This window comes from Pseudomonas sp. NY5710 (assembly GCF_013305665.1).
GTDB classification, from domain to species: Bacteria; Pseudomonadota; Gammaproteobacteria; order Pseudomonadales; family Pseudomonadaceae; genus Aquipseudomonas; species Aquipseudomonas juntendi.
Genome location: NZ_CP045554.1, coordinates 3,227,724 through 3,238,183, shown reverse-complemented (window position 1 = coordinate 3,238,183; position 10,460 = coordinate 3,227,724). Strand labels below are relative to the sequence as shown.

Here is a 10,460-nt window from a genome sequence, read left to right as displayed (position 1 = left end):
CGTGAAATTGATAAGGGGTGTTATTCGCAGAGGCCGTAGGCCGAGGAGCAGCTTTTCTGGCTATCGGTGCGAGCGATCAGGTCGACCATGTCGAACTGGCGACCGCCGCGTGCTGTGTTGGCCCAGGAGACCATGCGATCAATACCGTGGGTGGCAGCGCTCACCTTGTCGGCGGGGCTGACGGTCGGGTCGGTAACGGCAGCAAAGAAGGTCGCGGCACCGAGCTTGCTGGCGATGCTTACCAGGCGCTCCCACTCGCGGACCCTGGCAACCTCTTCCGGCCACCTGGAAGCGATCTCGCGCAGCTCGTCCTTTGCGCACATGATGCAGGGCATGCAACCCACACGATTGCAACCCTGCAGGTATAGCGGGTTCGGCTTGATGCCTGCTGCGCGGTGCGCCTCGAACACTGCTTCAACAGGCCACTTGAGAATCGGGCGATAGTTGAAGAGACCGCCGCCAACCTCATCGCACTCGGTCAAGTAGCGTCGATTCGGCGACTCATCGGCCCTGACCCCCTGCCACGAAAGTAACAGTTTCTCCCCGGTCATGAGCGGCATGAACACGTCTTCAATGATAGGGTTACGCTTCAGCTCGTCTGTGCAGAATCGTGCCTTGGTGCTGGGGAACCGGCCTTTCCAGAGGCACATATCGAGGAACGGGTTGCCCGTGGGGTGCAGAACCTCCAGCGCGCCGAGCACCACCGCCTCGGGGACTCCCTTCTCACGCCATTTCGTTTCGATGAACTTGCGCTTGCCTGCGATCTGCCTGGTGAAGTCGGCCCTGACCCAACGGATCGGTACGCCCGTGGCTTCTGCCAGGTAGTGCACATAGTCGTATGTGGCTGGGTGCTCATGCCCTGTGTCCGCGAATACGCCGCTGAGATTCGGAACCTCCAGCTCACGCGCTACAAGCAGGGTAGCCGCACTGTCTTTGCCGCCGCTGATACTGACGATGTTGTATTCGGCCATCGTGTGGTCCTTGCGTGCAGGCGCCGCCCTCGCCGGGGAGGCGTTATCGTTGAATAGGGGGGAGGCGCTGGCGGGCAGCGCGGGAGGGTCAGGCCAAAACTCGCTCGCCAATGACCTTGGTGCTAAAGGTGACCTCGTAGTTGAGGGTCAGCTCAAAGTCACCATTGCAAACGTCGCAGGACATCGATTGGTCGCGGTAGTCCTCGGTTTCGATGTGGATGACAGAGGCGCAATGCGGACACTTGCATTCATCCTGATGCTCGAAGTCCGAGTCGTCGTACTCAGCTTCTGCGAACTTGGCCAGGGCCTCTGCTTTGGCTGCTGCGTCGATACGCTCTTGGCACGGTTTGCAGTTGAATCCGTCTCGAGTGCCCCACGGGGTGTCCGTCAGCTGGGAGCGATGGGTTCCGCAGCAGTTGCAGACGTTGTGCACGTCGCAGACGATGTAACTCCATTTGCCCACTTCGCCATTGCACTTGTTGCAGCCAGATACCCAGTACCAAGCGCCGTCGATGCTTTCGGCGTACAGGCCCTTCTCTGGCGGATCGAGTCTCACCTCGGGAAGGCCGTTATGGTGCGGCCGCTCGTGGTCCTTCGCGTTCCAGATATTGGTATGACCGGACCTGGTGCGATCGGTCCATTCACCGGGAATCTCCTCGATGAGGATCTTGGTGTGCTTGTCCATGGCTTTCTCCATGCATGCGCCGCCCTCCGTGGCCGGAAGCGGCATGATTCGGTGGGGTTCAGCCGGTGCCGAGCAGCAACAGGCCGGTGTCGTCTGGGTCGTCTTCCAGCGGGATGTCTTTCGCTCGAATTTGACGCTGAATTCGCCACTCGTAGAGGGTGCGCGCCACGGAATCGCTGATTGCGAATTTGTGGCGCGGAGGCAGAGACAGCAGTGTGAGGGCCTGAATCGGCCCCAGTGCATGGGCGCGCTCTATCAGCAGGCGGATGACGAAGCTTCGGTCGGACGTATTGATCCATCCGCCCATTTCCTCGATCTGCCGGGCAGTGCCGGGCCTGGCCATCAGCCTGATCTCGGTGCGCTGTGCCTTGATTTGCTGGTCGCTCTCAATCTCAAGCTGTGCACCTGCGGCGAAGAAGGTGAACTTCTCCCGCCCCAGCTTGTGTGCGTGGTAGATCAGCAGGGTGAGCGCCTCGCCGCTTTCGGTTATCTCGCCCCAGGCCATCAGGTCAGCAAGTTGTGCGGCGTGCGCTGCAGTGGCCTTGATGCGCAAGTCCTGCTCGCCCAGGCGCTCCTGCTTCTCTCGCCGTTTCTTGTCGCGCTCCTTTGGTGACATCGCCATACGGCACCTCCTTCAATCCGCTGGGCGGCATGTGTATGTGCAGCTGGCGGCGACGCTGCTGCGTGAGTTTCTGGATGCGTCTCATGGGTGGCACACCTCAATTGGCGTCTTCTTCGTCGAGCCAGACGGCATAACCACCAGTAGACGCTTGTTTCCTCGGTATACGCCCCAAGGCTGACCAGTGGATCTGGCCATGGCCGCCGCGTACTTCACGGCGGGCACAGGCTGAGACATGGTGGCAATCATGCGCCCGCCAGGTGGTGGAGCGGGGCGAATGGGATATCGTCGTCGAAGCTTTCGGGGTCCGGCCCATACCCTGCTTGCTGGTTCTGTTGCTGCGGCGCCTGGCGCGGCTGTTGGTACTGCTGGCGCTGCGGTTGCTGACGTTGTTGCTGTCGTTGCTGCTGAGGCTGGCGTTGTTGCTGAGGCTGGCGTTGTTGCTGTTGCTGGCGTTGTTGCTGTTGCTGCTGGCCGCCGCCTTGGTTGTCCGGCCGCCCCCGAGCAGCTGCAGGGTGCCGTTGATGTCGACGTGCACCTCTGTGGCGTAGCGTTTGATGCCGTCCTTTTCCCATTCGCGGGTTTTGAGCTTGCCTTCGATGTAGCACTGCGACCCTTTGCGCACGTACTCGCCGGCGATCTCGGCAACCTTGCCGAACAGCACCACCCGGTGCCATTCGGTTTTCTCGACCTTCTGACCGGTATGTTTATCGGTCCAGGCCTCGCTGGTGGCCAAGCTCAGGCTGGTGACCGCGTTGCCATTGGGAAAGTAGCGGACCTCGGGATCCTTGCCACAGGTGCCGACCAGGATGACTTTGTTGATGCCCCTCATGCTGCTTTCTCCGCGAGTTCGGCTTTGCGTTGGTCTTTGGCGGCATTCAGCTGCGCCAGGTGGTCGGGTGACTGCTCAAGGATCCGGTACGCTGCCGAGTACACGCTTTGCAGCTCCTGCATGGTCTCGGTCACCGGGATCTTCGATAGGGCATCCTGCAGCGCAGTGGCCTGCAGGTCGGCCTGCGACTTGCCGTCATTGAGCCAGGCCAGCAAACGACGCCCGGTTTCCTCGCTGATCACCTCAGGCTGGTCGAACAGCTTTGTCCGGTCCTTGCTGGCGATCGCGGCGTGGCCGTCGTGGGTTATATCAAGCACCACGGTGAACTCGTAATCGGTGCCGTCGCGCTGCTCAGACTTCATGCCGAGCTTGATCACCTTCTTGCCTTCGCCCTGGACCGTCTCGGTCTTGCTCCGCATGGTGCAGATGATGTGCAGCGGGCTGGTCAGGATCTTGTCGGTCAGCTTGCGATGTCGCGGCGTGGTTTCGTTCCAGGCCGCCCAGGTGTTGCCCTTGAACTTCTGGTGAGCAAGCTTCTCGTTCGACTCGAGGCACCCGCCGGAGCCGGTCCACTCGTGCGAGTAGCTGTCGATGATCAATACGCTGTAGCCGGCCTGTTCGGCGGCGGTGATGGCCTCGGCGTACCGCTCAGGCGAGTAGGGCGCGTGCAGCTCCAGCACATCGAAGTCGGCGATGTCGGCGTACAGCGACGCGCTGCCGTGCTCGGTGTCGATCACCGCGATCCGGCCGCCCAGGCCCTTGGCCATGAGCAGCGCTGACATGGTCTTTCCAGACCCGGATGGCCCAGCAAGTGCCAGCCGTAGCTTGGCCTGCTTGCGTTCGGCTTTCTTGAACATGGGGGCGACCTCAGTTCGGTTGGTTGTCCCACTGCCGCTCAATGCGGGCAGCTTCGTCTTCGTACTCTTTGCGCTCGTCGCCCTGGTATTGCTCAGGCGAGAACGAACCGACCGTCATCCAGTCGAGCTGGGCGGCCAGGCGGGGTGTTGTGTTCATGGTTACCTCAGGAGGTGATGCTGCCGGCTAGGGCGCTGGCAAGCATGAAGGCGGTGCAGGCGAAGAGGGCAGAGAAGGAGCCGCGCCAGATCACCAGGCGGCGGGCGCGCTGGTATCGGGTCATCGCGCTGGCCTCACGGCGATCTGCCCAGCCTTGAGCGCCGCGACGATCTCTGGCCGCAGCTGCTGAACTGGAAGTTCGCGGGGCACGCCTGCGCCGATGATGGCCAGGCTGCGCTCGATCTGCTCAAGTTGCTCATCAATCAGCGATTTGACCGGTGCAGTGCTCATGAGAACCTCCGGGCTTGCTGCTCCCACTGCTGGTGATTGTGGGCGATCATGCGGTCACGGCGCTGGATGAAGTGGTTGCGCAGAGGGAGGTCGATGGCGCCGGTGAGGTGCGCCAGGTCGATGGCGATTTCAATCTCACCCTCGAGCCGTGCACGACCGCTCAGCGAATCCGAACCCTTAGCCATGGCCTCAAGGCGAGATTCGATCATGCCGATCACATCGTTACGCGTTGAATTGTTCATGCTGTCCTCCGGGCGGCGCCTGAGCCGCATATGGCTTCCATCTTTTCGAGGGCCGCGCCGATCACGCGGCGGCTTTCGGCTTTCTGGTGCTCTTCCTGCTTCCGGATCATGGCGAGCCAAGCCCGGTTGTTAGCTGCAGCCTGCTCGGGCGTTATTCCGGCAGCCCAGTACACTTCAAAATCACCTGACAGGCGCCGATCCAGGGCGCGCGCCTGGGCGCTGTCAGCGTAGAGATCGAGCTGATCACTCATGGCCACCTCAAAATTGTGTTGAGCAACCGCATTGATCAGGTGCCGGGCACCAGGGACCAAGCTGGGCGTGAAGAGCAAAGCCCGGCACCTGTCGATGCGGTCGTATGTGAAGGGAAGGGGGTGCGGGGTGTATCGGTGATGCGACTTGGCGGGGATTCGAACCCCAAAGACTTACGCCAGCTTCGGCAGCGCTACCTGACTGGCCGCACCAGCTTGGTGTGGCGCCCCTGATCCACCGAGGCAAACTACAAGTCGCATCCCGATCACACCCTGCGATGGGGAGCAGGGCATCGGGCAGTTAACGTCAGGCTGACGAGGCGCTCACTCGTTGTTGAGCCAGCGCAAAACCTCTTCCTCGCCAATGGCGCTGAGGAATTCCGTCGGATCGACATCGCTGCTGGTCAGCCATTCGGAGATCTCGGCCTCGTCCATGGTTTCCAGCAGATTACCCGCGCCGATGTGGTTCACGATTTCGTGCGGATCCAGGTCGTGCAGGCGGTCGTCGATGTGGAGCGACTCAGCAATGTCGCTACCTTTGCCTTCAACCGTCACGCGCACCTGACTGTTCCGGCCAATGCTCTCAACGCTGACGCTATCCGCGTCGAATGTGATGCTCATGCTGTGCTCCTCCAGTGGATTCCCAAAGCACCCGGTAGCCCAGGTGCTTCAGTGAATCTCGTGGTGCACCGCGACCCGCTACTGGCGTCGGTCGCGGTTTGTTGCGTCAGCAATGTGGGCGCCATTCCCGCTGCTGATCGCAGGTCAGGCGCCATCCTTGGGCTTGGTTCGGGCGGCGAGCTTCCTCCCCAGGTCGGCAATCAGCATCTGTTCGCCTGGATCAAGGGTCCTTACAACATGCACGCTGCAGCTCTGGTGCCCTGATTTGATGGGGCAGGGTGCATGAGGTCCGGCGCCCATCTGTGCCGAAGCTCAGGGCGCTAATTCAAAAATTCGTGTTGCCGCTCCCGCTTACCGAGGTCGATACGGCCAATCCCAGGGAGCCGCATGGCTATGTGGATTCGCTAACGCCTTTCCCGGCAGGAGCTTGAATCGGTTGAGTTGTGTAAAGAGCGGTGAGCCTTGAGGGCCTCCCGAGGGGCTGTGTAGCGCCTCGATGGATGTAGTTAACCATCGGTATAGATTTGTCGTCAATACCGATGGTTAATTTATTTTTTGAGGGCGTGCGCTATGATTCGAATAACTGGATGCATATACAGTCGTTAAGGAGGTGTCATGGCCAAGCAAAACAAGACGGCGCCAACGCAGCAGCGCCAAGGAATGACCGCGCTAGAGCGGCTGGGCTTGAGGATGTCCAACATGATCAACCATCCAAAAGCGCAGGAGCAGCGCTGGGTTGCCATTCATCGACTGGACACGGATGGGGATGCTGAATGGGACGAGATGATGCGCATCCTTGGCGAGACTGACGGCTTGGAGATCACGCAGCTGGAGGAGGGCGGGATAAAAATCGAGTGGGAAATGCAGAGCGATGAGGATCGCGAGGCGCCCATTGAAGAGCTGGAGGCTGTTGAGGAAGAAGCTCCCTTCTGAAACGGAAGAGCCCGCTCTAGGCGGGCTCAATATTGGCGCTCGGAAAGGCTACCGGCATCCGCTCAAGGCGAATTGCATGATCTGCGCTTGATTGGAGGTGGTATTTTTTGGCTTGAGGTAGACCTTCTGGCCAGCCGCAGAAATCGAGTAATCAAGCGCAAGAGCTCGGCCATTCGCTCCAGAAATGTAAATTGAGGCCGTGCCAGAACTCGAAAAAGGGGAATCGGTTTTCACAACGATCGAGTCAATATTTACGGATCTCTGACAGTCCGGTCCGGCATCAGCTAGGCTATCAATAATTTCGGCGCCAAGCTGCCTGGCAAGTTTTTCACTTGTTTCCACCAGGCCCTTATGGGCATCCCATATGATCGCAAGGTATCCGGCGGCAGCCATGAGGATCAGCACGATCACTAGCTTCTTTATGAATGACACAAGATCCCTCTCAACGCTGCAGTAAATTCCCGGCCAGCTACGCCTTTTTGGCGTTCCAGATGAGCAAGACCTTGGCATGGATTGTAACGTCATCGATCCTGGCCTGCTGATCCTTGTGCTTCTCGTTATCCGAGATTAGCCAGAAATGGTCTTCATCGAAGAACTGCAGGCGCTTGATGTACAGGTGTCCATGCCATGTCAGCACGTAGATACCGTCTCCCACGAATTCGTTCACGCCACGGTCCACGATGAGCGGGTCTTTATCGTTGATCGTGCCCTCCATGCTCTGGCCCCAGCCGAAGATCATGGCCAGCGCAGACTGGGATGTGTACGTCACGCCCTTCTCATGAAGAACCGATTCCTTCACGATGACATTGCGCATGACCTCCGTGTAGTCCGGGGGCACCTGGCCGTGGCCCATCGAGGCGCGAATGTCGTATTGAGGGATGAAAATTTCGTCCTTCTTGACCTTGAGTCCCGAGAAGTCCGCAGACACGACATTGCTCGGGCGTTCATCCACCAGGGAATCAGCCACGGCCGCCGCGATTTTCTGCTGGGCCTCATCGTCCAGCTTCTTCCCCGCATGCTGGCGCAGCATAGCCATGACCTTTTCCGCAGCTCCGGCCTTGTGGTCGGCATCGGCAGACGGAGCCATGCGCATGCCGCGTATCTCATCGGCAAGCCGAGGGCTGAATTTCTCTACCGGCACGCCTAGTAGGCGCGCGAGCACCGCGGCGAACTTGGCGTTCAGCGGGTTGATGCCCTTGAAGTAGAGATTCACCGCAGCCGGCGTCATTCCTGCCTCGTCGGCGATTTTCTTCTGGCTGAGCTTCAACTCGTTCTTGCGCGCCAAGAAAAGAGCGTGCGCCGCCTCGCATTCAGCCAGGCGGTCAGGGGGGAGGATTCGTTTCTTAGTCATGGCGCGAACATATACCAACGGTTAAATAAATGGCAGAAACCATCGGTATGGACAAAGAATCAACCGATGGTTAATATCTGGCTCATGAACAACCGAGGCCAGACCATGAACGCGACCCCCCTCGACAAATTCGTTGCTGAAAAAGGGCAGTCCGAAGCCGCCAGGCTTCTTCGTGTGACGGCCCCGGCAATCCACAAGGCGCTGATCGCTAAGCGCGACATCAGCGTGTTCCAGCTTCCCGATGGCGGATTCGAAGCGGTTGAGCAACGCCCGTTCCCTTCCCAGAAATCCGCCGCCTAACAAATTCCAACCGCAAGGAGCAGTACCCCTATGGGATTCAAAGACCCACTGACACAACGTCGAGACCTGGCGAGGAAGGTCCGGCTTTATCCACTGCTTGATCGGCAACTGCAGCGCGCTGCCCACAAGGCTCGCCGCGAGTACGCGACCTACCTGTTCGAGATGCTCGAGTGGGCCGCTGTGAATGGCGGCATCGAAGCCCTCATGCCTGACGATCTGAAGGATATCGCGGGCTAGAGGCCCTCAGGAGGGCACGATGGAATTTTGTGAAGAGAACGTGCCGCCAGAAACCAGAACCAAGATTCATCGCCTGATGGAAGCCAGGGGTTGGACGTTTGAGGAGGCCGTGAATGAGGTCTTGCTCGAAGCAATTACGTCCGGCGCAACTGTATTCGTAGGAAGGCGAAAGGCCCCGGTTTTGGAGCTGGTGGGACTGAAGAGGCCCTCTACCGGATAGGTGAGGCCCTCACATAGGGGCTCAAGAGACCCTCAAATGGCAGGCACAAAAAAACCACCGGGCAGGGTGGCTTCTTGTACTGCATTCGTAACGCTTGTGTGAGGTCATCATATATGCACCAGACCATCCAAAGCAATACCGTGGCCCTCGCGCCACAAAATGCGAACCACGATTTCGTGGCGCCGATGATGACGAGCCTTGAACTCGTTGACTTCATCAATGACGACAGGAAGGCCAAGGCCTATGCCGCCGGCATGAGCTTCCCTTGCGAGGGATACCCAAAGCTGATGCACAAGAACTTCCTGGCCAAGGTGCCGGAAGTGCTCGGCGCGACATCGGCTGATTTTTCAGCCGATCTCCCTGACGGCTATGGGCGCGCTCGTCGCGGCTATTCATTCCCGAAGCGGGAAGCGTGCTTGATGGCAATGTCGTACAGCTACGAGCTGCAGGCCAAGGTTTTCGATCGCATGACTGCGCTTGAATCCAAGCCAGCCGCACCTGCCGACCTCAGCAAGCTGGAAATCCTCCAGATGGCCCTGGAGTCGGAGAAAGCCCGCGTCCTGCTCACCGTCCAAGTCGAGGCCCAGGCCAAGAAGATCGACCACCTGGAGAACCTGTTCAAGGAAGGCATGAGCCACGTGCAGTTCTGCAAGGGCCTCAATGGGGTCAACGTGATGCAGGTCGGGCACTTCCTCGAAGGTCGCAACTGGCTCTACAACGAGAGCAAGTCCGGTACCCGTTACCGCGTAGCCGCCTACGCCCGCGACAAGTACATGACCGAGCACCAGCAGGAGATCACCCCGCACGGGAAAGAGGCGTTCATCAGCTACACGCCGATCCTCCTGCGCAAGGGCGCCGTGCGCCTGTACGAGCTCTACCTGGCCGGCGAGCTGCCCATGAAGAAGAACTGGGACGGCCTGCACACCCACGACAAGGCAGTGCGGGGTGCAGCATGAGCGCGCCGAACTGGAATGAAGCCCCTCAAGACGCGCAATACGCGCGGCACTGGCTGGGCAAATGGCACTGGTTCAAGCGCCACCCGACGCTCAAAAACATGTGGCAAAAATTCGACAGTGGCAAGTGGTGGCTCACCTCCATGGACAACTGCACTTTCACTTCTCTGGAGAGCCGGCCATGAGCAAAGACGGTATCAACATCAGCGATTCGCCTGATGGCTTTGAGCGTCCGTCATCGCCGCCACCCGCTCCGCCATCCTCGCCCCTGCAGACAGAGCCATTGTGCCCTGCCTGCAAGGGCTCTGGAGAGGGATGGGCGCTTTCCGACTCCAGCCCTGATGGGCACTTTGTGCAGGTCACGTGCGGGGAGTGTTCCGGTTCCGGCACGCTGCTGGGCGCATACGAGACAGCCAAAGTTCAGCGAGAGAGCCTTTACAAGCGGCTGAACGATGCGGGCCGCGACCTCCTATTCATGCGTACCGCGCGTGACGGTTTCGAGGCCATGGCTGATGGTCTTCGGCTTGATGCCGAGCGCTATCGCTGGATACGTCACCGCAACCTCGACACGATCAGCCAGGGCGGCGTGTTCGCGGGAATCACCCCGCAGAACCTGGTGATTAACGAGGAAACACTCGACGAAGCCGTTGACGCGGCCATGGCCAAGGAGTGCGGTCAATGAGCATCGTCGTCCAACAAACCACCGTCTACCTGGCCCCGACTGCTGGCCGCCGCTTCCTGACCAAGGCTGCCGCGATCAACAAGGAAGCCCGCGCGATCATCAAGAAGCACTTCCCTGATGAGCGCGGGTGCCGTGGCGAAATCGACGGCTGCGGCCCTTATGGCTGCGGAGATCTTGGTTGGAGCCTTGAGGTGGATGAGCCTGAACGCTTCCAGCGCTACTACCGGCTGCTGACCGCAGCACTCAAGAAAGGGGCGTGAC

At 59.8% G+C, this 10,460-nt stretch carries 20 protein-coding genes; 8 read left to right on the top strand and 12 right to left on the bottom strand.

The genetic code is table 11. The annotated features are described in order from the left end of the window. Positions 1-20: 20 nt before the first annotated feature. From GEV39_RS14780 to GEV39_RS14735, 10 genes are all read right to left on the bottom strand, one after another. On the bottom strand, positions 21-971 hold the full coding sequence (locus GEV39_RS14780; RefSeq protein WP_173890007.1) for a phosphoadenosine phosphosulfate reductase domain-containing protein: 951 nt from the start codon (positions 969-971) through the stop codon (positions 21-23). An 88-nt stretch (positions 972-1,059) separates the two neighbouring features. Further along, positions 1,060-1,656, bottom strand: a complete 597-nt coding sequence (locus GEV39_RS14775; RefSeq protein WP_173890005.1) for a hypothetical protein — start codon at positions 1,654-1,656, stop codon at positions 1,060-1,062. A gap of 58 nt (positions 1,657-1,714) precedes the next feature. Next, positions 1,715-2,278 (bottom strand): hypothetical protein, encoded by a 564-nt coding sequence (locus GEV39_RS14770; protein WP_173890004.1) that lies wholly within the window; start codon positions 2,276-2,278, stop codon positions 1,715-1,717. Positions 2,279-2,375: 97 nt separating this feature from the next. Then, on the bottom strand, positions 2,376-3,107 hold the full coding sequence (gene ssb, locus GEV39_RS14765) for a single-stranded DNA-binding protein (RefSeq protein ID WP_249414280.1): 732 nt from the start codon (positions 3,105-3,107) through the stop codon (positions 2,376-2,378). Further along, positions 3,104-3,889, bottom strand: a complete 786-nt coding sequence (locus GEV39_RS14760; protein WP_249414279.1) for an ATP-binding protein — start codon at positions 3,887-3,889, stop codon at positions 3,104-3,106. The genes ssb and GEV39_RS14760 overlap by 4 nt, the downstream gene beginning before the upstream one ends. Before the next feature lie 85 nt (positions 3,890-3,974). Then, entirely contained in the window at positions 3,975-4,121 is a 147-nt protein-coding gene (locus GEV39_RS14755) for a hypothetical protein (RefSeq protein WP_156357124.1), read from the bottom strand. Between the two features lie 120 nt (positions 4,122-4,241). Then, positions 4,242-4,412 carry a hypothetical protein gene (locus tag GEV39_RS14750; RefSeq protein WP_167524235.1) on the bottom strand — a complete coding sequence of 57 codons (171 nt, stop codon included), beginning with the start codon at positions 4,410-4,412 and terminating at the stop codon, positions 4,242-4,244. After that, complete coding sequence (locus GEV39_RS14745) at positions 4,409-4,654, bottom strand: hypothetical protein (protein WP_173890000.1); 246 nt, start codon at positions 4,652-4,654, stop codon at positions 4,409-4,411. The genes GEV39_RS14750 and GEV39_RS14745 overlap by 4 nt, the downstream gene beginning before the upstream one ends. After that, the gene (locus GEV39_RS14740) at positions 4,651-4,905 is read right to left on the bottom strand and encodes a hypothetical protein (protein WP_054904603.1); all 255 of its coding nucleotides are present in this window, start codon (positions 4,903-4,905) and stop codon (positions 4,651-4,653) included. Before GEV39_RS14740 ends, GEV39_RS14745 begins: the two co-directional genes overlap by 4 nt. 321 nt (positions 4,906-5,226) lie before the next feature. Further along, positions 5,227-5,523 carry a hypothetical protein gene (locus GEV39_RS14735; RefSeq protein WP_054914163.1) on the bottom strand — a complete coding sequence of 99 codons (297 nt, stop codon included), beginning with the start codon at positions 5,521-5,523 and terminating at the stop codon, positions 5,227-5,229. A 51-nt stretch (positions 5,524-5,574) separates the two neighbouring features. Here GEV39_RS14735 and GEV39_RS14730 point away from each other — a divergent pair, with 51 nt between their 5' ends. Then, on the top strand, positions 5,575-5,787 hold the full coding sequence (locus tag GEV39_RS14730; protein ID WP_044047313.1) for a hypothetical protein: 213 nt from the start codon (positions 5,575-5,577) through the stop codon (positions 5,785-5,787). A 351-nt stretch (positions 5,788-6,138) separates the two neighbouring features. After that, positions 6,139-6,456 (top strand): DUF1654 domain-containing protein, encoded by a 318-nt coding sequence (locus GEV39_RS14725; protein WP_054914162.1) that lies wholly within the window; start codon positions 6,139-6,141, stop codon positions 6,454-6,456. Positions 6,457-6,504: 48 nt separating this feature from the next. On the opposite strand, the gene GEV39_RS14720 is transcribed toward GEV39_RS14725, so the two are convergent. Both GEV39_RS14720 and GEV39_RS14715 read right to left on the bottom strand, forming a co-directional pair. After that, entirely contained in the window at positions 6,505-6,867 is a 363-nt protein-coding gene (locus tag GEV39_RS14720) for a hypothetical protein (protein ID WP_054914161.1), read from the bottom strand. 58 nt (positions 6,868-6,925) lie between these two features. After that, positions 6,926-7,807 carry a LexA family transcriptional regulator gene (locus GEV39_RS14715; protein ID WP_054914160.1) on the bottom strand — a complete coding sequence of 294 codons (882 nt, stop codon included), beginning with the start codon at positions 7,805-7,807 and terminating at the stop codon, positions 6,926-6,928. 105 nt (positions 7,808-7,912) lie between these two features. On the opposite strand from GEV39_RS14715, the gene GEV39_RS14710 reads away from it, so the two are divergent. The 6 genes from GEV39_RS14710 to GEV39_RS14685 all read left to right on the top strand — a co-directional run bounded on the left by GEV39_RS14710 (position 7,913) and on the right by GEV39_RS14685 (position 10,459). Further along, positions 7,913-8,107: a Cro/CI family transcriptional regulator gene (locus GEV39_RS14710; protein ID WP_041925625.1), complete on the top strand. Its 195-nt coding sequence runs from the start codon at positions 7,913-7,915 to the stop codon at positions 8,105-8,107. 30 nt (positions 8,108-8,137) lie between these two features. Next, complete coding sequence (locus GEV39_RS14705) at positions 8,138-8,344, top strand: hypothetical protein (protein WP_019751332.1); 207 nt, start codon at positions 8,138-8,140, stop codon at positions 8,342-8,344. 333 nt (positions 8,345-8,677) lie between these two features. Beyond that, positions 8,678-9,520: a transporter gene (locus GEV39_RS14700; RefSeq protein WP_173889998.1), complete on the top strand. Its 843-nt coding sequence runs from the start codon at positions 8,678-8,680 to the stop codon at positions 9,518-9,520. Further along, positions 9,517-9,702, top strand: coding sequence for a hypothetical protein (locus GEV39_RS14695; RefSeq protein ID WP_173889996.1), 186 nt, complete (start codon positions 9,517-9,519; stop codon positions 9,700-9,702). The genes GEV39_RS14700 and GEV39_RS14695 overlap by 4 nt, the downstream gene beginning before the upstream one ends. Further along, positions 9,699-10,199, top strand: coding sequence for a DnaJ-like cysteine-rich domain-containing protein (locus GEV39_RS14690; RefSeq protein WP_173889994.1), 501 nt, complete (start codon positions 9,699-9,701; stop codon positions 10,197-10,199). Before GEV39_RS14695 ends, GEV39_RS14690 begins: the two co-directional genes overlap by 4 nt. Then, positions 10,196-10,459 (top strand): hypothetical protein, encoded by a 264-nt coding sequence (locus tag GEV39_RS14685; RefSeq protein ID WP_173889992.1) that lies wholly within the window; start codon positions 10,196-10,198, stop codon positions 10,457-10,459. Before GEV39_RS14690 ends, GEV39_RS14685 begins: the two co-directional genes overlap by 4 nt. Position 10,460 lies beyond the last annotated feature (1 nt).